Here is a 21,279-nt window from a genome sequence, read left to right on the forward strand (position 1 = left end):
CAGTAGGTGCAGGACTTGGAGCATGGGGCGTTATTAACCTGATGGAAGGTTATGGCAATGACAATCCAGGTGCAAATGCTCATGTACGGTAAGGAAGCAAGCAACCGAAAACAAGAGATAGACCGCCAGCACTACACTATTCCGAACCAAAGACCAAAAGATAAGCATTGTGGGAAAATCTAAACTTTTGGATTTTCCTACAATGCCGACTACGGCGGAATCCTTCCCACTCCTTATATCTTTATTTCCGTATACATTGAATTTGTATTTAGTAAATGCTATAATGTCCCTATTCAAATTATAAATGTGTTGAATTAGTTACATGTACATATTTTTTGTGCCGCATAAATACCCTGTTGAGGTTGTCGTTCTTTGTCCAGATGTGGAAACAATAAAAGGAAGGGAACGATACAGGGAGAAAACAGGCTATTCCGGCTTTACGGTTGAAACCTTATACGATACATTTATGCAGACAACACCACGGATCGGCTTTTGGCTGGACAATTCCAACCAAACACCACAGCAGACAGCAGAAACCATTCTGAACGCCAGAAAGTCGGTATGATTGTTACATATAAGGGGAAGAAAAATTTCTTTTAGGTACTTTCTTTCCTAAAACTAATGTGATATAATAGCATCATTCCAAAAAAGGAGTAAAAAATATGCGGCAAGGTATTCTTAAATAAAACTATAATCAAATAGTGGGAACAAAGGATTATGATAGTCCCTTTTGTGGGGGCTTGGTTTTTTGTACCCAATTTAAGAATACTTTTGCCTTATCAATTTTGACATATCCGAAAAACAGCAATCACAAACAGGTGTATGCTGTATATGTGTATGTCCGCAAATTATAATCCCCAGTGGTAAAAGTATTTTACTGCTGGGGATTTTTATGCCCTTTTGGGGCTGTAAAAGGAGGACAATCACATGAAAATAATCAATATTGGAATTCTCGCCCATGTAGACGCAGGAAAAACAACATTGACGGAAAGCCTGCTGTACACCAGTGGAGCGATTGCGGAACAAGGAAACGTGGATAAAGGAACTACAAGAACAGACACTATGATTTTGGAACGGCAGCGCGGAATTACCATTCAGACAGCGGTTACTTCTTTTTGCTGGAATGATTATAAAATCAATATCGTGGACACTCCCGGTCATATGGATTTTTTAACCGAAGCATACCGCTCTTTATCTGTCCTTGACGGAGCTGTTTTAGTCATTTCGGCAAAAGACGGCGTACAGGCACAAACCCGTATATTATTCCATGCGCTTCAGAAAATGGACATTCCGACAATTATCTTTATAAATAAGATAGACCAAAATGGGATCGACCTGCGGCGTGTTTACCAAAGCATTAAAGATAAACTTACCAGTGATATGATTGTCATGCAGGAGGTTTCCCTGTCGCCAAAGATAACCATGACCGATATTTCTGATTTGGACAAATGGGATATGATTATTTCCGGAAGCGATGAACTATTAGAACGATATGTTGCAGAGGATTCTTTGGATATACAGGAATTACAATATGAAAAGTGCAAAAGAACCAGATGCTGCTCTTTGTTTCCTGTTTATCATGGGAGTGCAAAAGACAATTTAGGAACAGAAAAACTGATTGAAGCGATTACAGAAACTTTCATTACAGAAACAGACGATATTCAGTCTGAATTATGTGGATATGTTTTTAAGGTTGAGTATACAGAGCGGAAAAAACGGCTTTCTTATTTACGCCTGTATCATGGGACGCTCCATTTACGGGATACCCTGCTGCTGTCAAAAAAGGAAAAAATAAAGATTACAGAAATGTGTATTCCGTCAAATGGTGAAATCGTCCCGGTTGACCATGCCTGTCCGGGAGAAATTGTTATTTTAGCTGATGATACTTTGAAACTGAACGACATTCTGGGAAATGAAAAACTCCTGCCTCACAAAACACGGATTGATAATCCCATGCCATTACTTCGGACAACGGTAGAGCCGCAAAAGCCGGAGCAAAGGGAAGCCCTGTTAAATGCCCTCACAGAGATTGCTGATACAGACCCTCTTTTGCATTTTGACATTGATACTGTTACACATGAGATTATATTATCTTTTTTGGGAAAAGTACAGTTAGAAGTTATTTGTTCGCTATTAGAAGAAAAATATCATGTGGGCGTGGCTATGAAAGAGCCTTCGGTTATTTATCTGGAAAGACCGCAAAAAAAAGCGAGCTACACGATTCATATTGAAGTGCCGCCGAATCCGTTTTGGGCATCTATTGGTTTGACTGTAACACCGCTTCCTGTTGGAAGCGGAACACAATATAAAAGCGAGGTATCTCTCGGCTATTTAAACCAAAGTTTTCAAAATGCCGTCATGGAGGGTGTGCGTTATGGAATGGAGCAGGGCTTATATGGCTGGGGAGTGACAGACTGCCAAATTTGTTTTGATTATGGAGTTTATTACAGCCCGGTCAGCACCCCCGCTGATTTTCGTTTTCTTGCGCCTGTCGTGTTGGAGCAGGCATTGAAAAAAGCAGGAACACAACTGTTGGAACCATACCTTTCCTTTACCCTTTTTGCACCGCAGGAATATCTTTCACGGGCTTATAATGACGCACCAAAGTATTGCGCAATCATTGAATCAACCAGACTTGAAAAAGATGAAGTTATTTTTAAGGGGGAAATCCCTGCCCGTTGTATTGGTGAATATAGAAATGATTTGAATTTTTATACAAATGGAAGAAGTGTCTGCATTACAGAATTAAAAGGGTATCAGGAAACTTCCGGCGAGCCTGTGTTTCAGCCACGCCGCCCGAACAGCCGTTTAGACAAGATCCGGCATATGTTTCAGAAGATAATGTAACATCTTGCGCAATGCAAACGTTCATTGCTGGCTATTGCGAAATATCATTGATAAAATCAGCATCAGAGAGGAGGAACCATTTTGAACCAGAAACAGACGGATATTACAACAGGAAAGCAAATACGTCATCTGCGAACACAATCGGGAATGACACAGGAAGAACTGGCTGGGAAATTGAATGTTACCCGGCAGGCGCTATCGAATTGGGAGAGAGATGTTAATGAACCCGATTTAAATACGTTGAAAAAAATTTGTTTTCTTTTTGGAGTCCACATGGACGATTTTGCGAAGGAGGTAATAACAAAAATGGAAACATGTGAAAAAAAGAGAAACGACAATTTAATAAGTATGATATGGCAATTGGACTTTTTTATGGTGTCGGGATATTTCTTGGCATTGGTATTTTCTTTGTTGGCGGTTTTATGACAATGTCGGGTGCAGGGTGGGGAGCATCACTATTTGGCGGTGGCTGTTTTTCTCTTGTATTTGGCTTGATATGCCATGCAGTTATTACATTGAGAAGAAATGACAAATGATGACATATCCTGCTTTCTAGTCTTTTCGGTCATATCGCGTAAAAAAGCCGCTGCTTTTGGCTTTCCAATAGCGGCGGCAAAGGGAAATATCCTTTGAATACCTTACAGAAGAAAAGTTTTGCAGCATTATAAAAATAAAAGCCTATACCATTTTGGAAAGAAAAGATACATAATAGTCAAGACGGCAACAATCAGAAGTTATGGAGGGTAACAATGGAATATAGTAAGGAAGATTTAATGGAAGCAAAAAGGCAAATTTTGGGAGTGGGAGAGAACATGGGAACAGAGGAAAGCAAAAAGATCTGGGAGAAAAACGCACAATTTTGGGATGATGCAATGGGTGACGAATCCAATGAATTTCACAGAGAGGTAGTACGTCCCAAAGTAACGGAACTTCTCTCTCCTGATCCTTCGGATTACATTTTGGATATTGCGTGCGGCAATGGAAATTATTCTTCGTATCTTGCACAGAGAGGCGCTTCGGTCGTCGCTTTTGATTACAGCAAAAAAATGATAGAATTGGCTAAAAGACGGCGATCACAATATGCAAAACAAATTGAGTTTTGCGTAGCGGATGCGACCAATAGAGAAAGCTTATTAGGATTAAAAAGAAATCGAGCCTTTACGAAAGCAGTTTCTAATATGGCAATTATGGATATTACGGATATTGAACCGCTTTTTATGGCTGTTTATGAACTATTGGAGGAAAACGGGATTTTTGTCTTTGCAACGCAGCACCCTTGTTTTATCACATTGACTGAAAAATATATGACACCGCACAGTTACTATGATATAGCGATCGAAGGGCAGCCGGAGGAGCAGATTTATTATCATCGTTCCATACAAGATATTTTTAACCTTTGTTTCAGAGCTGGATTTGTCATTGATGGATTTTATGAAGAATGTTTCAAAAACAATAAAGAAATTCCTATGGTAATGATAGTAAGGCTTAAAAAGGTAAAACGTGATAGCTTAAAATAAATTCAAGTTTGCCGGATAAATAGCAAACCCGGCCGAGCCAGTCAACGGTCAAGATGAACGGGCTTCGCCCGCCGTTGACAGCCCCGCCCGGTTTTGCAGTTAGGCAGTCAAGGAGCGACAGCCTAAAGTGCTGCCGCCCCTTACTATCATAAAAAGCAACTACTAACCAGCCACAGCCCTTTTGGGAGGAAAGGGGGATTTTCCATGACCTGTACAGAAGAATATCGGGAACATATCGAGTACACTTTCCATGCCTTTTGCAAAGTCGTTATCCGAAATGCAACGATCAACGCAGCGAGGACACGGAGCAGGAAGCACAAAAGAGAAATATCCCTTGAATACCTCACAGACGAAAAGCACTACCCTTTAGGCACGACAGATGAATATTTCCAAGCCCCGGAGCCGGACGAGGAATACATACTTACCCTTTGCGGCGATACGGTCATTTTCAGCAGCGGTTTACTTGCGGAAGCCCTGTCACGGCTGGACGAACGGGAGCGGGAAATGATTTACCTGTCCTTTTTCAAGCGTATTCCACAGCACGAAATTGGCAGACAGTACGGGCGCAGCCGCAGCACAGCGGGCTACCATATCCGAAAAGCCCTACGGCAGCTCCAAGCGGAAATGGAGGGAATGGCATATGAGAAATAATAGGCTTCTCCCCTATGAAACAATCGTCCAAGCCGCCAGCGGGGAGCCGGAAGCGGTGGGAACTGTATTGCAGTATTACCGCCGCCGCATACAATGTGCCGCCCGTGTGAATGGACGGGTAGACCAAGATACAGAGGACTACATCACCCAGACGCTTCTCACAGCTATTTTCAAGTTCCGCTTTGGGAGATAGCCCTACCGCCTACAACTGAATAACCGCCGCTTCGCCGGCAACCAGAAAGCAGTAAATCTATTCAACAGATTTGCTGCTTTTTTTCGTTCCTGTTTGGCATTTTTGAAAATCCCCAGTATGAAAAAACAAAAGGGAAAATAGCCGCCGCAGTTGGCAAAATCCCTTACTTATCCGTAGAGGGTATCAAAGAAAAAAATACTGCCATTGTCCGCCTATTCCGGCTTGCGTGGTGTTGTAGGGAATAGAGGGGAAATTCTAAAAATCTCCGTCCATTTTGCTTTGCGTGGTGTTGTAGGTAGTGAAAGGAAAATTTTCAAGATAAGCCGGAATAGCGGGTAGCAAAGCCCTTTTGAAACGTTTTGTTAGCGGAAAGGACGGGAGCCGGGGAACGCCGGAGTTTTTCAGAGCAAGATTCTACCGAGGTGCCAAAATTCGCTCTCCGCTTATTTTTGCCCCTGCGGGAATCTTGTTGGGGAGTGCCTTCCCCAAACCCTGCTATGCGCCCTGTCGGGCGAGAAAGGAGGTCACAGACCATGCGAAAGAAATACAATACGCCCCACCGCCGTCATGTGGTAAAGACCCGCATGACCGATGAAGAATACGCCGACTTCACCGGGCGGCTGGCGGCTTATGAAATCAGCCAGTCCGAGTTTATCCGGCAAGCCATACGGAAAGCGACCATACGCCCCATTGTCACCGTTTCCCCGGTCAATGACGGGCTGCTTGCCGCCCTCTCCAAGCTCACGGCAGAGTACGGGAAAATCGGCGGCAACTTAAACCAGATTGCCCGGAGCCTGAACGAATACGGAAGCCCCTACCGGGGGCTGGAAAAGGAAGTGCGGGGAGCCGCCGCCGACCTTGCCGCCTTGAAGTTTGAAGTCTTGCAGAAAGTAGGTGAAGCCGTTGGCGATACTCAAACATATCAGCTCTAAAAATGCCAACTACGGGGACGCTGAAAAATACCTCACATTCGAGCATGACGAGTTTACCATGAAGCCCACCCTTGACGCAGACGGGCGGCTCATACCGAGGGTAGACTACCGCATATCCTCTCTGAATTGTGGCGGGGAGGATTTTGCCGTTGCCTGTATGCGCTCCAATCTCCGCTACGGCAAGAACCAGAAACGGGAGGACGTAAAGAGCCACCACTACATCATCAGCTTTGACCCACGGGACGGCCCGGACAACGGCTTGACCGTTGATCGGGCGCAGGAGCTGGGCGAGAAGTTCTGCGCCGAGCATTTCCCCGGACACCAGGCCCTTGTCTGCACCCACCCGGACGGACACAGCCACACCGAAAATATCCATGTGCATATCGTCATTAACAGTCTGCGGATTGCGGAGGTTCCCATGCTGCCCCACATGGACAGGCCAGCGGACAGGAAAGCAGGCTGCAAGCACCGCTGTACGGACGCAGCTATGAACTATCTGAAAGCCGAAGTCATGGAGATGTGCCACAGCGAGGGGCTTTACCAGATAGACCTTTTGAACGGCAGCAAAGAACGCATTACCGAGCGTGAGTATTGGGCGCAGAAGAAAGGACAGGCTGCCCTTGACAGAGCCAACGCCCCTATTGCTGCGGACGGTATCGCGCCCCGGCAGACCAAGTTTGAAACGGATAAGGCGAAGCTGCGCCGGACTATCCGGGAAGCCCTTGCCGCTGCTTCCGGCTTTGATGAGTTTGCCGCCCTGCTTCTCCGGCATGGTGTGACTGTCAAGGAGAGCCGGGGGCGGCTAAGTTACCTCACGCCGGACAGGACGAAGCCAATTACCGCCCGGAAGCTGGGGGACGATTTTGACCGGGCTGCTGTCCTCTCCGTTTTGGAGCAGAACGCCGCCAGAGCCGCCGAAAAACCCGCAGCCATAGCGGAATACCCCGGCAGTATCAAAGACCGCTTACGGACGAAAAAAGAAGCGAAAAACGCCCCGAACAATGACGCTGTACAGCGCATGGTAGACATAGCCGCCAAGCGAGCCGAGGGGAAAGGACGGGGCTATGAGAAGTGGGCGACCATGCACAACCTCAAACAGATGTCGGCTACCCTCATGCTCTACCAGCAGTATGGCTTTTCTTCCCCGGACGAGCTGGACGCTGCCATTTCCGCAGCCAACACCGCCACGCAGGAGAGCCTTGCCGGACTGAAAGGGCTGGAAGCCGCTATCCGGGAGAAAAAGGAATTGCAGCGCAACCTTTTGGGCTATATCGGCACGAAGCCCGCCCGTGACGGTCTGAAAGCGCAGAAATCGGAGAAAGCCCGGAGAGCCTACCGGGAACAGCACGAAAGCGATTTTATCATAGCGGACACAGCCGCCCGTTATTTCCGGGAGCATGGAATAACCAAGCTGCCAGCCAGCAAAGCCCTGCAAAGGGAGATTGAGCAGCTTACCGTCCAGAAGAACGCCGGATATAACGACTACCGGGAGAAACGCCAGCGGGCGCAGGAGCTTCAGACAGTCAGACGCAATATCGACCAGATTTTAAGGGGCGCACCGAGCCAGCAGAAAAAGCGTGAACAGGAGCGTTAAAGACCGCCCCGAAATGATACCGAAACCCTACAAAAATACAGGTATGATATGAACCCTTACCGCAATACTCCCCGACTTCCAAACGGGGCTTACAGGGCAGAAAAAGCCCGAAAATGATACCGAGAACATACAGAAAATGCCCCCTATCCCGCTACACCGATAGGAACGGCAGAAAGGAGCTTACCATTGCCGAGAATGAGCAAGAAGCGGCGGCTGGAATGGTCTTTCTTCCTCAACCACCGCAACCGTATCACTTACAACGACCTATGCCGGGGCTGCACCCGTGACTGCAAACAGAGCTTCCGGGCGGTTATCATACTATGCCCTCGCTATTATTCCAAACGCTGGAAAAAGGAGGACGCAGCCTATGGCAGATAACCGCAAATATTACTACCTCAAGCTGAAAGAGAGCTATTTTGACGATGATGCAATCGTTCTGCTGGAAAGTATGCAGGACGGCGTTATCTATTCCAACATTCTCTTGAAGCTGTACTTGAAATCGCTGAAAAACGGCGGGAAATTGCAGCTTGACGAGAATATCCCCTACACCGCCCAGATGATTGCGACCATTACCCGCCAGCAGGTAGGTACCGTAGAGAGAGCTTTGAAAATCTTTATGAAGCTGGGGCTTGTGGAGCCTTTGCCAAGCGGCGCACTCTACATGAGCAACATTGAGCTTTTAATCGGCCAGTCCTCTACCGAGGGGGAGCGCAAGCGCAGGGCGCGGCTGGCTTTGCAGGAACAAAAAGCCCTGCCGCAGACAGGGGCGGACAAATGTCCACCATATCGAGCGGACATTTGTCCACCAGAGATAGAGATAGAGAAAGAGATAGATATAGAAATAGAAAAAGAGAGAGAGTTAGAAACGGGACACCCCGCCCCCGCCGCCTATGGCAGATACCACAATGTCATTCTTTCCGATACGGAGCTTGACGGGCTGAAAACAGAGCTTCCCGGCAAGTGGGAGTATTACATTGACCGCCTATCCTGCCATATCGCTTCCAGCGGGAGGAAATACAAGAGCCATGCAGCCACGATTTTCAAGTGGGCGCAGGAGGACGCAGCCAAGAAAGCCCCGAAAAAGGGCATACCCGATTATACCTGTAAGGAGGGCGAGAGCTTATGACGAATGGATTTGATGAAATGATTTTGAATATGACCGACACCACGCCGGAGCCGGAGGACTACACCGGCGAGGACGGGCTTTTATACTGCGGGAAGTGCCACAAGCCCAAAGAGGGCTATTTCCCCAAAGAAACCGCCGCATGGCTGGGGCGTGACCGCCACCCGGCAGAATGTGACTGCCAGCGGGCAGAGCGTGAGGAACGGGAAGCCGCAGAGAAACAGCGCAGTCACCTTGAAACTGTCGAGCGGTTGAAGCGGCGGGGCTTTACAGACCCGGCTATGCAGGGCTGGACGTTTGAGAACGACAACGGCAAGTGCCCGCAAATGGAACACGCCCATTTCTATGTGGAGAACTGGGAAACCATGAAAGAGCGCAACATTGGCTATCTGCTATGGGGCGGCGTTGGCACAGGCAAGAGCTATTTTGCGGGCTGTATCGCAAATGCCCTTATGGAGCGTGAAATCCCCGTGTGCATGACAAACTTTGCATTGATATTGGGTGACCTTGCCGCCAGCTTTGAGGGCAGGAATGAATATATCTCCCGACTTTGCAGCTTCCCGCTGCTTATCCTTGACGATTTTGGAATGGAACGGGGAACGGAATACGGCTTAGAGCAGGTCTACAACGTGATTGACAGCCGTTACCGCAGCGGCAGGCCGCTGATCGTCACGACTAATCTCACGCTGGAGGACTTGCAGCACCCGGAGGACACCGCCCACGCCCGCATTTATGACCGTCTGATTGAAATGTGTTCTCCTGTCCGCTTTACCGGGAGCAACTTCCGAAAAGCCACGGCGCAGGAGAAAATGGGACAACTGAAAAAGCTGATGAACAGAAAGGAGAGCCGCCTATGACCAACACCCCAAAGAATGACCGCAGCACCCGCCGCCCGGATTGCGTGACGGAAATCCGCATAGGTAATTCTGTCCTTGTCGTTTCCGGCTATTTCAAGCAGGACACCACCGCCACCGCCGCCGATAAAATGCTGAAAGTGCTGGAAGCGGAAGCTGCTACACAAAAATCGGCAATTTGACGGGACGTAAAGAAGCAGAAAGGACTGTACAGCCAGCCCCGGCGTGTGGTATGATAGTCATACGGAATAGTGGGGCTGGCTGTCGGAAATGGAGGACACTATGTTAAGACAGACCACCCGAAACCTTATTACCGCCCTTTATCCGAGATTATCCCACGAGGACGAGCTGCAAGGTGAGAGCAATTCTATTTCAAACCAGAAGCGTATTCTTGAAACCTATGCGAAGCAGAACGGCTTTTCCAATCTGCAATGGTACACAGATGACGGTTATTCTGGGGCGAACTTTGCTGGGGTTAGATAGCGATACTTTTTACATCTACCATGTTGCGGCGGTCATGGTTGACAACTTGCGTCGGCTCCTGCTCGGTATCAACCTGTCCGACAAAGCTATAATGGATTTCGATTTTCCGGGTGTTGGTTTCCCGGTCTAATTCATGTATCAAAATACGGTCGATAAACTCATGGACGTTTTCATAGGTCAATTCCTGTATGTCGCTGTATTTCCCGACAATCTGAATAAACCTTGATATATCCCTTTTTCGCTCGGTAACGGTTGCGATCTGCTGTTGTAACTCGTCTATCCTTGCGGCAAGGGATTTCTTTTCGTCCTCATAGCCGGAAGTTAGAAACACAAACCGTTCATCTGTCAGTCTGCCTAATGCGTTGTCCTCATACAGCTTGCGGAAAAGCGTGTCAAGTTCGGTCATACGCGCCTGTGCTTTGAAAAGTTCCTTTTGCTGCTGCGCTAATGCCTTTCTCGCTTCCATGTCGCCGTACTCGGTAGCTTTACAGATAAAGTCCTGTTCGTGTTCCTTAACATACCGCAAAACCCGCCGCATATCTTCCAGCACTAAATCAAGAAGTACGTTTTTGCGGATATAATGAGAGGTACACTCGCTGCCTGTCCTTGCCCTGTTGCGCCATGCGCCGCAAGAATAGGAAAACTTGCGCGGCTCGATATTTACGCCCTGTTGGTAATACATCTTATGTCTGCAACCAGCGCAAAACAGCAAGCCGGAAAAAATATCAATCTCCGCTGCTTTTGTCGGGCGGTGGCGGGTAGCAATCCGCTTTTGCGCAAGTTCAAAGGTTTCCTCGTCAACAAGCGGCTCATGGGTGTTTGGGAAGAAATAGCGTTGTTCTTCTTCGTTCTTCCGGGTCTTTTTCGACTTGTAGGATACCTTGTGAGTTTTCGCGGTTATGGTATGCCCTAAATATTCCTGCCTTGCTAATATGTCATAGAGCGTTTTGTCCGGCCAAGTATAGGGGGCGATCATTGCCCGCTGATACCGCGCCTGTCCTGTACGCTGATAGCGCAACGCTCCAATCGTCAAGACTTTGTTTTCCGCAAGCCATTTTTGGATTTCGCACATACGCACGCCGCTAACAAACATAGCGAAAACCTGTTTGACAATCGGCGCGGTTTCCGGGTCGGGTATAAGGTGGTGGCGGTTGTTCGGGTCTGGGATATAGCCGTATGGATATTCCCCGTTGACGCGCTCGCCTTTTTGCGCCTGTGCCTGTTTAACTGCGCGGATTTTCTTGCTTGTGTCGCGGGCGTAAAACTCGTTAAACCAGTTCCGCAAGGGGGTAAACTCGTTATCCTCCCGCGCTGTGTCAACTCCGTCGTTGATCGCGATATAGCGTACTCCGTTTTCGGGAAATACAATCTCTATGAGTTCGCCCGTTTTCAGATAGTTTCTGCCAAGACGGGAAAGGTCTTTGGTAATGACCGTCGCCACTCGTCCGGCTTCCACTTCCTGCAACATCGCTTGCAGCCCCTCGCGCTCAAAACTCACGCCGGAAAATCCGTCGTCCACAAAAAACTTTGTGTTCAAAAAATGGTGTTCGTCCGCATAGCGTTGAAGTATCATTTTTTGGTGCTGTATGCTTCCGCTTTCTCCGGCTTGCATATCCTCTTGACTTAAACGGCAGTAAAGGGCGGTGATTTTATTCGACTGTAACATTAGTCCTCCTTTCCGACAGCCGAATAAACAGGTATAATGTGTTGCTATCATTATACCATATCCCGCCGCCTAATGCACTACTCGGACGCTAAAAATCCCGGATTTCCGGGCTTTTTCTGCAAATCCTTTACAATGAGTTTCTCAATCTTTTTATGGATTGTATCGGTTGCCTTTTCACTCGGCAACGCTTGAACAAGATAGGTGATTTTCCCTATTTTGCGTTCGGTTGTAATTGTCTGTTTTTTATCCATTAGAAAAACCTCCTTTTCCTGTATGGATAAACTATATTCGTCAAAAGGCAAAAACGGGCGGTTGTTAGCTGCAACCTCACGGGAGTTTCACCCCGGCCCATGCTTATGGGTGCGCCGCGCAATACTTTGAGGGTGTTCAACGCGGGAGTATCATTGTGCCGCCTTGTATGTCGTCGCCCACAAGCTGCTAAACCTGTTTTACGGCGCGGTAGTTCTCGCTCGGCTTTTCCCCTATGGGGAAAAGCTGTCATGGCGTACCCGCCGACTGGCTCGGTACAGACGGAATGTACCCGTTTGCCTGTTATGCTGCGCACCAAAGGCCGCTTTCTTTGTCAAAGAACAATAGGCTTTGTCGGCCTGCAAAAGCACATCAACAGCGGATATGCTTTTGCGGAACGACAAATAGCCCATAACGGGAAGCGTGGAAAGGGGACACGCTCCCCGCATGGGCTAAAAGATTATCCTACATGAAAAGCAAGGGTGCGGGTAATAAGGCGCACTTGCAGCCTGTTACGCATTTCCTCGTCCACATAGGAATAGGTATTGCCCGCGTCGTCTTTCAGCGTGCGGGTACAAAGTTTCGCTATGTAACCCTCGTAGTGCTTCAAGATCGCGCACATGGCGGTTGTGTCGCCGTTTGCCGCTGCGGAAATGACAGGGAACGGCAACAGATTTTCAGACTTCCTAACGGTATTCATCATCTGCTTTTCCCTCCAAATACTGTTTGATTTTCGCAAGCGCGGATTTCCTGTGCCGGAAAACCGTCGTGCGTACAACATTCAGCAGTTCGCCAATTTCCGCGTCGCTCATATCCAAGAAGTAGGACAAAAGGATAATGTCGCGTTTCCTTTCGGGCAAAGCGTTAAGGGCTTCGGCAAGCAGTTCATTTTTGACGAGTACATCAAAGCCGGACACTTGAAAACGGAAATAATCGCTTTCGTATTCGTCCGTTGTGAAAAGCTGCGCGAGTTCGCTTTCGCTCAAATCCGAAAAAGTAACTTCGCGTGCTGCGCGTTTCGCAAGAGTGCGGCGGTGGCTTTTCGCTTCGCCGACCAAAGTTTTCTTTGCTAATGCGTCGTACTGATGTTGTATTCTTTCCTTGTCGGAAGAAGATAGCTCCATAGAGTTCACCTCCTTCCCGCGTGGAGTAGAGGACGGGAGTTAAGGGCTTGTCCTCTCTGCCCCTTTCGCTCCGTACCCGTTCGGGAGATGGCTCTTGAGTGCGCTTTTCAGAAAAAAGTTGAAAAAAGCAAAATGCGCCCGTCCGCAAGACGCGGACGGGCGCAAAGGAAATGTAAGCAGTAGCTAAATGTATTGACAGTTCACATTCATAGCCGGAATATCCCGCTTGCGGAGCATAGCTTTTTTTGACCGCAAAGCATTAGGCGGGTTACAGTAAATAAAAATGGACACGGCGATACCTCCCCGATACCGCCGTATCCTTAAAAAAGGGCGACTTTAATACACTACCCGCAATCCATTCTATAATAGGGAACAGCGGCTTTTGCGCAATATTAAATAAAAAAGCCGATAACACATAGGTTTTTTGACCTAATGCGTTATCGGCTCTGCGTCTATGCGTCTGGCACTTTTAATCATTTTTTTTTGAATTTATTATATGTGTTAGCTAACTGTCCACAAGCCGCGTTAATCTCTCTGCCATGAGAAACTCTCATAGTAACTTCAAGTCCTGCTTGCTCTAATTGATGTTTGAATGCAACTATTTCCCGTTTCTGTGGTGCTTTAATTCTTGAATTGCTTGTTGGGTTGTATTGTAACACGTTAATCATAACTTTTTTGCCCCGAAACCATTTTGCAAGTTGTCTTACATCTGAGGGCCGGTCATTTATACCCGGTAAAAGCAAATACGCAAAGACAATTTTGCGATTATGCCTTTCAGAATAGGATAAGGCTTGCTTAACAACATCTTCAATAGCATATATGCGCATGTGAGGAATAATACGATTTCTTGCAGATTGTGTTGCTGCGTGTAAAGATATTGTCAACTGAATTTTAAGATGTTCCTCGCGCAATTTTTTTAATTGATCGACCGGACCAACTGTTGATATGGTAATGCCGTCGGTTGGAAAGTTGAGCCCATATCTATCTCGGAGAATATGGATTGCTTTTATCAAGTTGTCATAATTGAATAAAGGCTCTCCCATACCCATAAAAACGATACGGTTTACTTTTCGACGCAACAATATAATCTGTTGTACGATTTCTGACGATGTTAGATTACGAACAAAGCCATTTCGCCCGGACTCACAAAAAATACAACCAACAGGACAACCGACTTGTGTGCTCACGCAAACAGTTCCACCATCTCGCCGCTTGATAAAAACCGTTTCAATGTATTTGTTGTCTTTCAGTTCGTAAACATACTTTTCAGTATCACTGCTTTTGCAAATATTTTTTACCAACATTGATAGATTTTTTTTGCGTGGTAATTGCTTATATAATTCTTCATATAAGGCTTTTGCTTCATTCTCGCCAATAACTTCCGACATTTCTTTGTAAGTAAATCCGTATGGATCATTCCGTACTTCCGCAGGCGTATATTTAGGTAAACGTTTCATTTTTATATCCTTTCTTCTAAATAATAAAAGTTTGTTTTTCTGTATTTTTGATTACAATCTCTAATTTTTCTACATCAATGATATGCGTCAATTTGCATTTAGGGCAGAAAAGAGGAAAATCTTTTAATACAGTATTATGAAATACTTGAACTCTCGTCTTTCCGTTACAAATCGGACATTTTATCCAATATTTTTTAAGCATTATATTTCACTCGTCCTTTTTACACAAAAAAATGCAGGTCAATCCTCAACATGAGCATTGACCTGCATTTATAATGCACAGAGCAGTACAACAAAACTAAGGCATAGCTTGCACTATGTCTATACTATATCTATACGTCGTTAGTTTTTTGTATAGCATCCGCAAAATAAGCATGACAAAAAAGCCCATGTTGAAAATGGGAAAATCCTTTTTTTCAATGCTTATCTAATACGCATGCTATGCAACATAAACGCCGCCTCCTTTTACATAAATTTTATTTTATCAGAAAATCAGTCTACTGTCAATACACAACAGGAAGTATTTAACCTAATGATATGAATTGTGTGGACATATCCAAAAAGAAAGGTGAACTGTAAAATGTAACAGGGTGAATGAAAATGGCAAAAAGACCCGTACCATTGTACGACTTTAAGGCTTTCGGGGCAGCTATAAAAGCCGCGAGAAATGAATACGGCGAGAGCCGCAAAAAGGTAAGCGACGAGTTATATATTTCCCCGCGCTACCTTGCGAATATCGAGAACAAGGGACAACAGCCGAGTTTACAGGTATTCTATGACCTTGTAACCCGGTATCATATTTCGGTAGATCAATTTTTCTTCCCGAACAGCAATGCGGAGAAATCCACCGGGCGGCGGCAGCTTGACGCGCTGCTGGACGGTATGAGCGATAAAGGCATACGGATTGTAACCGCAACAGCAAGGGAGATAACGGAAGTCGAAAAAGCAGAGGATTAACCTCACAATATGAGAAATCGGGAGATTGCAGCGCATGGCGGCTGCAATCTTTTTTTGCGTCCAAAATCAAAGGAACGCGCAACAAATACCGCCTTTCGGTGGGGGTATGGAGTAGATAGCAAGCACAGCAAACGAGTACCCGTTTGCGGAAAATGCTTGTTGGGATAATCCCAAACCCTTATACCGAAAGGCGGTGCGGAAATGGAAAACCGAAAGAGAAATATACAGATGAAGTTTTACGTTACGGAAGAAGAAAAGCGGCTGATCGACGAGAAGATGAAGCAGCTTCCCATAAAGCAGTATGGGGCATACTTCCGTAAAATGGCGATAGACGGGTATATTCTTGTCGTTGACCGAAGCGACACAAAAGCATATATCCGGGAACTGCAAGCGGTGAGCCGGAACATCAACCAAATTGCAAAACGCGCCAATGCGACGGGGACGGTTTACAGGCAGGATATAGAGGACATTAAAAAGGCGGTGGACGAGATATGGCGGTTACAAAGACGCACCCTATTAAATCAACCTTAAAGGCTGCGATAGACTATATCTTAAATCCCGAAAAGACAGACGGGAAGCTGCTTGCGTCCTCTTTCGGCTGCGGGCTGGAAACCGCCGATATTGAGTTTGCATGGACGCGGGAAGCTGCCGGAGATCGCGGCACACATTTAGGGCGGCACTTGATACAATCCTTTGCGGTGGGAGAAACCACACCGGAAGAAGCGCACAAAATCGGCATGGAACTTGCCGGGGCGGTATTAGGCGGCAAGTATGAGTTTGTTTTGACAACTCACGTCGATAAAGACCATCTGCATAATCACTTGATTTTCAACGCGGTTAGCTTCGTTGACTACAAAAAGTACCATTCCAACAAGCAAAGCTATCACTTTATCCGGCGCACCAGCGACAGGATATGTAAAGAGCATGGGCTATCCGTCGTCGTACCGGGACAGGACAAGGGAAAAAGCTATGCAGAATACACCGCCGAAAAGCAAGGGACAAGCTACAAAGCAAAGCTGAAAACGGCGATAGATACTCTCATTCCCCAAGTGAAAGATTTTGACGAACTGCTGCGCCGCTTGCAGGAAATGGGGTATGAAATCAAACAGGGCAAATACATTTCCTTTCGCGCTGCCGGACAGGAACGGTTTACCCGCACAAAGACGCTCGGCGCGGCCTATACGGAAGAAGCGATAAAGGAGCGTATCAAGGGCGTGTATGTTGCCAAAACAAAAACGCTGCGGGAAGATAAGAAAATCCGGCTTGTCGTCGATCTTGAAAACAGTATCAAAGCCCAACAGTCGGCGGGCTATGAACGGTGGGCAAAAATCCATAATCTGAAACAGGCTGCTAAAAGCATGAACTTCCTAACCGAAAACAAGATTGAGTATTATAGCGAACTTGAAAGCAAGATAGCCGATATTATGACCGCTCATGACGCGGCGGCAAAGGCGGTTAAGGAAGTGGAACAGCGTATGTCTGATTTGTCGCTGCTTATCAAGCACACCACCACATACCGACAGTTAAAACCGATTTACGATGAATACCGAAAATCGCCGGACAAGGAAAAGTATCTGCGGGGGCATGAAAGCGAAATTATCCTGTTTGAAGCTGCGGCAAGGGCATTAAAGGAAATGCAGATAAAGAAGCTGCCCGATCTCGCCGCGCTGCGCAAGGAGTATAGAAGCTTAAACGACAGGAAAACCAAATTGTATGAAGATTATCGGCAAGCCAAGAAGCAAATGCAGGAATACGGCGTTGTCAAAAAGAACGTCGATAGTATTCTTTACCCGTCCCAAAGCAGGGCGCGGGAGCAGGAGCGATAAGGCGCAAAACATGGGGTGGCAAGTGGAATGTTAAGGGCTGAAAACGCCTGTGTTTCTGCGGCTTCCAGCGCATGAAAACGACATAGACGATAAAGTATATTCAAACCCGCAAAAACGGCTTTCTAATTGTCCACGCAAGGACAAAAAAAGAACAGGGGCGCGGTGCCGGAAATCGGCAACCGCGCCCCTGTTCTCTATGGGCTATTCCTCGTCGGTCAAGATAAACTCCCTTTCGGAAAACTCGCTGTCCGTCATGGCTTGCAGCTTGTTCACCGCTGCGGCGGCAAGCTGGCGCATATCCTCGTCCATGTAGGGCATGGCGGCAAGGATATTTTCAAGCGTTGTTTCCCGGCTGTCCTCGGCGTAGATCGCAACAATGTTTTCTTCCTCAATGGTAAAGCGGGTATTCATGCTATCAAACCTCCAAATCCTTTTTATGCTCTTTCTGTTTATCTTTCGGCTGCTGCGCCGCCTGTTTCTTGTATTCGTCCAGCTTCTTCAAAATGGACGGTTTTTTCTGCGGCTGTTCCCGTTTCTCGGCTTTTACCGCTTTTGCAAGGTCGGTAACGGAAATCGCTTCCCCCGCCTTTGCCCGCTGCTCAAAATCTGCAACGGTGGGCGTTTGCGGCGTATTGTTGATAAGCCCGTCAAAATTGTTGTCGTTCTGCTCTATGGTGTCCTCGACGTGCTTTAAGGGATTATCCCGCTGCGGCTGCTCGGCGGCTATGGCATAAGCCTGTGTGCCATTCCCCATAATGAGATACTTCCCGTCCTCCGACGCATGGTGAAAACCAAATCCCGCCGCTTCGATCTGTTCACGGCTCATATCGGTAATATGAAAATTGCCCCTCGGCGTTCTAACGGTTTCACCCGTCAAAAGGCTGTCGGGGGTCGCTTCCGGCTGCTGCTTTTCAAGCTGCCCGTCCTTGTAGGAATATCCTTGCGCCGCGATTGCTTCAAGGGTCTTGCCCGTAACGTCGCCATAAATCCGCTTGTCTGCGTCAACCAGCATTTGCAAAGTGTCTTGTACGGTGTCGGACAAGGCTTGCTGCTGTTCGGGCGGCAGCTTGTCAAATACGGGGGTCTGCTGCTCCTGCAAAAACTCCGGCACTTGCTGAAAACCGATACTGTCTACATAGTGGGCGGTGTCCTCGTCGTTCTGATGAAGCACAACAATGTCGGAAACGGAAAGGCTATGCCCCTTAAAGTCGGCGGGGTGGTCGATATTAAACCTTTCCCAAATGTCGCCCAGCGTCATATCCTTTGTAAGCGGTGCAGTATAGACGAGTTCATAATTTACCCGGTCAATGGTAAGTCCAGCCGCTTGCAGACGGTCATAAGGCTCAAAGCGCAAGTCCCTTGTTTCGTCCCCGCGCTTTAACTGATAAATGGAAAAGGTATCGCCCTGCTCCTGCTCGGCTTGCCGCTGCTGCTGCAACTCGGTAAAATGCCCCTCAATCTCGGTAATGAGTTCCTTTGCGGTGGTCTGTATTGTTTCAAGGGACGCTTTTAACTCGGTCATTTCCTTGCCGCTGCTCCAACCAGCCACATAGCCGAAAGAGTAATCGGAAGTATCAAGGCCGAAATGCTGGCAAACCGTATAAGCGACGCTTTCCGCTTCTACCTCGCAGGTATGGCGGTCAACGCGGTTTTGCTGCTCCGGCGGGGCGTTTAAGTCTACGTCGTGCAGCTTCGCATGGGCGATTTCGTGAATGGCGGTCTTTACCGCCTGTAATTCACTCACGCCCTCTTTGATTGCAATACGCTTGTCGGTCAAACTGAAATACCCATTTGCGCCATTTGTGATCTGCTCAAATGCAATCGGGACGGGGGACGCTTTTTCAAGGGCGGCGAAAAAATCCTCGTACTGCTCCACATCGGCAAGCAGCGGTTTAACGGAAAGGTCGGGAAACTCCTTGCCCTCGGTCTGCGAAATATCAAAGACGGTTATAACCTTAAAGGCGGGGACGGTGATTTCCTTTTCTTCCTTTACCACTTTTCCCTCGCGGTCAAGCATGGGCTTTCTCGTTTCGGGGTCGATTTTATCAACCAGCTTTTTCACCTTGTAGGGCGCGGGGGCAAAGATTTTAATGCCTTTCTCGCCTTTCTTTACATGGCGGTCAAACTCCTTTTCCCATTGACGGAAGCCCATTACCAAATTGCCGCCCTGCATAGCAATTAGGATAGTGTTATTCAAACTATAATCATGGAACTTTGACATAGCGGTTAGAAACTCTTTGTAGCGGTCGCTGTCAAAAATCGCCTGTACGCCCTGTTCCAAACGCGCGGTGATCTCCTTTACCTTTTCGGCGGGCTTTTCGGAAGTAAGGATAATGGGGACGACGGGGCGGGGCTGCTGCGGCTCTGCGGCCTGTGCGTCTGCTTGCTGCGTTTCGGCTGCGTCCATATAGGCTTTGTCCTGTTCGCCGCGCTCCGGCTGCGGGTAACTCATAATGCGGTATTCTTCCGGCACTTCGCGCCCCTCAAACTGCCGTTCCCACTCGTCGCCGCTTTCCACGATATAGCCGTACTCGGTAAACGCGCCTTTTTCCTGCGCGGCAGCGTTCCTGCCAAAAGTAGAAAGGTCAATGCCGCCTTTCCATTCTTCGGGCATTTGTACCATGCCGGATTGATTTAAGTAATAGTCGCCCAAATCGTGGTAGTTATGTACTTCGGGGATATGGACGTAAAAATCCACGTTGTAGGTGAAGTCAATTACCTGTCCAATATTTGCAAGCCCGTTTTTCTGCTGCAAAGCTGCGTTCAGCTTGCCAACCTCGGCGGGGTCAAGCTGTTCGAGCCGCGCCGCAAGAAAATTGAGTTCGTCCACGTCGGCGGCGCATACCATTTCATAAGGCAAGGCAATATGTTTCTCCGGGTCGTCGGAATAGCCGCGAATGGAAAAATCCTGCGGGTTGTCGGCGGTAATGCCGACGTTCCGCATAGCTTCGTGCAACTGCTCCTTTGTGGCGGGCATATCCAACCAATAGCCGCCGGGGTCGCCCGCGTCAAAGCGGCTGCGGTTGCCTATCATAATAGAAAACTGTTCGCTCATGTGTTCACGCTCCTTTTCCTGCCCGGTATTTTCGGGGATAGCTGCCGCCTGTTGCTGCTGCGGGGGTTCTTCGCCCTCTATGGTGTAGTCCGGCATGAGCATACCGTTTACTTTGAAATAGTCGGCGTACTCCTGCGGGATAGGCGGGGAGATTTCCGTAAACAAGCGGTCATACGCTTTGATACGCCCATTCAGATACTTTTCCATAGCTGCCTTGTCGGTGAAAACCTTTCTATCTTGTCCGGCAATCTTCGCTTGGGTTCTGCTTGGGCTGTTGGTGCGCACGCTCCATGTAAGCGTCCATGAATACGGGATAGATTTCTGCGCTTCTTTGTCGTAGCGGGTATTCTCGTAAATGTAGTAATTCATCTGATATACCCGATTGCTGCGAATATGGCGGTTATGCTCGGTGGTCTGCCACTCGTTAGCGGTGTGCTGGACGTGCGGCGTTCTCACATATTCAAGTGTTTTATCCAGCAAAAGCGTTCTTCCCGCCTGTTCTTCCCATGCGGCGGCGCGTTCTTTAAGGTCGTCAAAAATCGCCTGTTCTGCCGCCGCGCTTTCGCTGCGCATGGAAAGTAGCTGCGCAATCGGCAAGGAAGCATAAGGGGCAATCTCCCTGTCCTTTGCTTCAAAATATATCCGGCGTTCTATCCGCATGGTTTCGGCGGCTTCTAATTTGTCATGGTCGTATGAGGAATACGGCATATTCTTTCATCACGTCCTTTCTCGGTCATATAAGGGTTTGGGA

General features: G+C 47.7%; 21 protein-coding genes and 2 pseudogenes. 15 read left to right on the plus strand and 8 right to left on the minus strand.

Features of this window, described 5'->3' with window-relative positions; all coding sequences use genetic code 11:
• The 12 genes and pseudogenes from BBG48_RS05890 to BBG48_RS05960 all read left to right on the plus strand — a co-directional run.
• A pseudogene (locus tag BBG48_RS05890) lies at positions 1-80 on the plus strand (Maff2 family mobile element protein); the annotation flags it as partial.
• An 847-nt stretch (positions 81-927) separates the two neighbouring features.
• Positions 928-2,847, plus strand: coding sequence for a tetracycline resistance ribosomal protection protein Tet(32) (gene tet(32), locus BBG48_RS05900; RefSeq protein WP_002602099.1), 1,920 nt, complete (start codon positions 928-930; stop codon positions 2,845-2,847).
• 81 nt (positions 2,848-2,928) lie between these two features.
• The gene (locus BBG48_RS05905; protein WP_002602098.1) at positions 2,929-3,273 is read left to right on the plus strand and encodes a helix-turn-helix domain-containing protein; all 345 of its coding nucleotides are present in this window, start codon (positions 2,929-2,931) and stop codon (positions 3,271-3,273) included.
• Positions 3,274-3,596: 323 nt separating this feature from the next.
• Positions 3,597-4,364 (plus strand): class I SAM-dependent methyltransferase, encoded by a 768-nt coding sequence (locus tag BBG48_RS05910; RefSeq protein ID WP_002602097.1) that lies wholly within the window; start codon positions 3,597-3,599, stop codon positions 4,362-4,364.
• Between the two features lie 204 nt (positions 4,365-4,568).
• A complete protein-coding gene (locus BBG48_RS05915) occupies positions 4,569-5,015 on the plus strand; it encodes an RNA polymerase sigma factor (RefSeq protein WP_002602096.1) in 447 nt (148 codons plus the stop codon).
• The gene (locus BBG48_RS05920) at positions 5,005-5,208 is read left to right on the plus strand and encodes a helix-turn-helix domain-containing protein (RefSeq protein WP_002602095.1); all 204 of its coding nucleotides are present in this window, start codon (positions 5,005-5,007) and stop codon (positions 5,206-5,208) included. The genes BBG48_RS05915 and BBG48_RS05920 overlap by 11 nt, the downstream gene beginning before the upstream one ends.
• A 533-nt stretch (positions 5,209-5,741) precedes the next feature.
• Complete coding sequence (locus BBG48_RS05925; protein WP_002602094.1) at positions 5,742-6,140, plus strand: plasmid mobilization protein; 399 nt, start codon at positions 5,742-5,744, stop codon at positions 6,138-6,140.
• A complete protein-coding gene (locus BBG48_RS05930; protein ID WP_008754314.1) occupies positions 6,103-7,734 on the plus strand; it encodes a relaxase/mobilization nuclease domain-containing protein in 1,632 nt (543 codons plus the stop codon). The genes BBG48_RS05925 and BBG48_RS05930 overlap by 38 nt, the downstream gene beginning before the upstream one ends.
• A gap of 367 nt (positions 7,735-8,101) precedes the next feature.
• A complete protein-coding gene (locus BBG48_RS05945; RefSeq protein WP_002605636.1) occupies positions 8,102-8,860 on the plus strand; it encodes a phage replisome organizer N-terminal domain-containing protein in 759 nt (252 codons plus the stop codon).
• On the plus strand, positions 8,857-9,714 hold the full coding sequence (locus BBG48_RS05950) for an ATP-binding protein (protein ID WP_002605635.1): 858 nt from the start codon (positions 8,857-8,859) through the stop codon (positions 9,712-9,714). Before BBG48_RS05945 ends, BBG48_RS05950 begins: the two co-directional genes overlap by 4 nt.
• Complete coding sequence (locus BBG48_RS05955; protein WP_002605634.1) at positions 9,711-9,893, plus strand: transposon-encoded TnpW family protein; 183 nt, start codon at positions 9,711-9,713, stop codon at positions 9,891-9,893. The genes BBG48_RS05950 and BBG48_RS05955 overlap by 4 nt, the downstream gene beginning before the upstream one ends.
• Positions 9,894-9,993: 100 nt before the next feature.
• Positions 9,994-10,179, plus strand: a pseudogene (locus BBG48_RS05960) (recombinase family protein); the annotation flags it as partial.
• 7 nt (positions 10,180-10,186) lie between these two features.
• Here BBG48_RS05960 and BBG48_RS05965 read toward each other — a convergent pair.
• The 6 genes from BBG48_RS05965 to BBG48_RS05995 form a co-directional block, all read right to left on the minus strand.
• A complete protein-coding gene (locus BBG48_RS05965; protein ID WP_002604471.1) occupies positions 10,187-11,860 on the minus strand; it encodes a recombinase family protein in 1,674 nt (557 codons plus the stop codon).
• 77 nt (positions 11,861-11,937) lie between these two features.
• Positions 11,938-12,111 (minus strand): transposon-encoded TnpW family protein, encoded by a 174-nt coding sequence (locus BBG48_RS05970; protein WP_002604472.1) that lies wholly within the window; start codon positions 12,109-12,111, stop codon positions 11,938-11,940.
• Between the two features lie 458 nt (positions 12,112-12,569).
• Positions 12,570-12,812, minus strand: coding sequence for a helix-turn-helix domain-containing protein (locus tag BBG48_RS05980; RefSeq protein ID WP_002604473.1), 243 nt, complete (start codon positions 12,810-12,812; stop codon positions 12,570-12,572).
• A complete protein-coding gene (locus BBG48_RS05985; protein ID WP_002604474.1) occupies positions 12,796-13,233 on the minus strand; it encodes a sigma-70 family RNA polymerase sigma factor in 438 nt (145 codons plus the stop codon). Before BBG48_RS05985 ends, BBG48_RS05980 begins: the two co-directional genes overlap by 17 nt.
• Positions 13,234-13,706: 473 nt before the next feature.
• Positions 13,707-14,690, minus strand: a complete 984-nt coding sequence (rlmN, locus tag BBG48_RS05990) for a 23S rRNA (adenine(2503)-C(2))-methyltransferase RlmN (RefSeq protein WP_002584956.1) — start codon at positions 14,688-14,690, stop codon at positions 13,707-13,709.
• Positions 14,691-14,706: 16 nt separating this feature from the next.
• Positions 14,707-14,892, minus strand: coding sequence for a cysteine-rich KTR domain-containing protein (locus BBG48_RS05995; RefSeq protein ID WP_003431289.1), 186 nt, complete (start codon positions 14,890-14,892; stop codon positions 14,707-14,709).
• 398 nt (positions 14,893-15,290) lie between these two features.
• Between BBG48_RS05995 and BBG48_RS06000 the strand changes: the two genes are divergently transcribed.
• The 3 genes from BBG48_RS06000 to BBG48_RS06010 all read left to right on the plus strand — a co-directional run bounded on the left by BBG48_RS06000 (position 15,291) and on the right by BBG48_RS06010 (position 17,473).
• A complete protein-coding gene (locus BBG48_RS06000) occupies positions 15,291-15,647 on the plus strand; it encodes a helix-turn-helix transcriptional regulator (RefSeq protein WP_002584957.1) in 357 nt (118 codons plus the stop codon).
• Between the two features lie 201 nt (positions 15,648-15,848).
• Positions 15,849-16,178: a plasmid mobilization protein gene (locus BBG48_RS06005; RefSeq protein ID WP_002584958.1), complete on the plus strand. Its 330-nt coding sequence runs from the start codon at positions 15,849-15,851 to the stop codon at positions 16,176-16,178.
• The gene (locus BBG48_RS06010; protein WP_002584959.1) at positions 16,139-17,473 is read left to right on the plus strand and encodes a relaxase/mobilization nuclease domain-containing protein; all 1,335 of its coding nucleotides are present in this window, start codon (positions 16,139-16,141) and stop codon (positions 17,471-17,473) included. Before BBG48_RS06005 ends, BBG48_RS06010 begins: the two co-directional genes overlap by 40 nt.
• A 201-nt stretch (positions 17,474-17,674) precedes the next feature.
• Here the strand turns inward: BBG48_RS06010 and BBG48_RS06015 are convergent, their stop codons facing one another.
• Together BBG48_RS06015 and BBG48_RS06020 are read right to left on the minus strand one after the other, a co-directional pair.
• Positions 17,675-17,884, minus strand: a complete 210-nt coding sequence (locus BBG48_RS06015) for a transposon-transfer assisting family protein (RefSeq protein ID WP_002584960.1) — start codon at positions 17,882-17,884, stop codon at positions 17,675-17,677.
• A gap of 4 nt (positions 17,885-17,888) precedes the next feature.
• Positions 17,889-21,236, minus strand: coding sequence for a YodL domain-containing protein (locus tag BBG48_RS06020; protein ID WP_002584961.1), 3,348 nt, complete (start codon positions 21,234-21,236; stop codon positions 17,889-17,891).
• Positions 21,237-21,279: the final 43 nt, after the last annotated feature.

It is taken from the genome of Criibacterium bergeronii, assembly GCF_001693775.2.
In the GTDB taxonomy this organism is placed as follows: Bacteria; Bacillota; Clostridia; order Peptostreptococcales; family Filifactoraceae; genus Peptoanaerobacter; species Peptoanaerobacter bergeronii.

Excerpts from the sequence above, each read along its gene's own strand:
- BBG48_RS05985 (WP_002604474.1), bottom strand. The coding sequence starts at position 13,233 with ATGGAGCTATCTTCTTCCGACAAGGAAAGAATACAACATCAGTACGAC.
- BBG48_RS06010 (WP_002584959.1), top strand. The coding sequence starts at position 16,139 with ATGGCGGTTACAAAGACGCACCCTATTAAATCAACCTTAAAGGCTGCG.
- BBG48_RS06020 (WP_002584961.1), bottom strand. The coding sequence starts at position 21,236 with ATGCCGTATTCCTCATACGACCATGACAAATTAGAAGCCGCCGAAACC.
- rlmN (WP_002584956.1), bottom strand. The coding sequence starts at position 14,690 with ATGAAACGTTTACCTAAATATACGCCTGCGGAAGTACGGAATGATCCA.
- BBG48_RS06015 (WP_002584960.1), bottom strand. The coding sequence starts at position 17,884 with ATGAATACCCGCTTTACCATTGAGGAAGAAAACATTGTTGCGATCTAC.
- BBG48_RS06005 (WP_002584958.1), top strand. The coding sequence starts at position 15,849 with ATGGAAAACCGAAAGAGAAATATACAGATGAAGTTTTACGTTACGGAA.
- BBG48_RS05970 (WP_002604472.1), bottom strand. The coding sequence starts at position 12,111 with ATGGATAAAAAACAGACAATTACAACCGAACGCAAAATAGGGAAAATC.
- BBG48_RS05955 (WP_002605634.1), top strand. The coding sequence starts at position 9,711 with ATGACCAACACCCCAAAGAATGACCGCAGCACCCGCCGCCCGGATTGC.
- BBG48_RS05915 (WP_002602096.1), top strand. The coding sequence starts at position 4,569 with ATGACCTGTACAGAAGAATATCGGGAACATATCGAGTACACTTTCCAT.
- BBG48_RS05980 (WP_002604473.1), bottom strand. The coding sequence starts at position 12,812 with ATGATGAATACCGTTAGGAAGTCTGAAAATCTGTTGCCGTTCCCTGTC.
- BBG48_RS05995 (WP_003431289.1), bottom strand. The coding sequence starts at position 14,892 with ATGCTTAAAAAATATTGGATAAAATGTCCGATTTGTAACGGAAAGACG.
- BBG48_RS05925 (WP_002602094.1), top strand. The coding sequence starts at position 5,742 with ATGCGAAAGAAATACAATACGCCCCACCGCCGTCATGTGGTAAAGACC.
- BBG48_RS05945 (WP_002605636.1), top strand. The coding sequence starts at position 8,102 with ATGGCAGATAACCGCAAATATTACTACCTCAAGCTGAAAGAGAGCTAT.
- BBG48_RS06000 (WP_002584957.1), top strand. The coding sequence starts at position 15,291 with ATGGCAAAAAGACCCGTACCATTGTACGACTTTAAGGCTTTCGGGGCA.
- BBG48_RS05965 (WP_002604471.1), bottom strand. The coding sequence starts at position 11,860 with ATGTTACAGTCGAATAAAATCACCGCCCTTTACTGCCGTTTAAGTCAA.
- BBG48_RS05910 (WP_002602097.1), top strand. The coding sequence starts at position 3,597 with ATGGAATATAGTAAGGAAGATTTAATGGAAGCAAAAAGGCAAATTTTG.
- BBG48_RS05920 (WP_002602095.1), top strand. The coding sequence starts at position 5,005 with ATGAGAAATAATAGGCTTCTCCCCTATGAAACAATCGTCCAAGCCGCC.
- BBG48_RS05950 (WP_002605635.1), top strand. The coding sequence starts at position 8,857 with ATGACGAATGGATTTGATGAAATGATTTTGAATATGACCGACACCACG.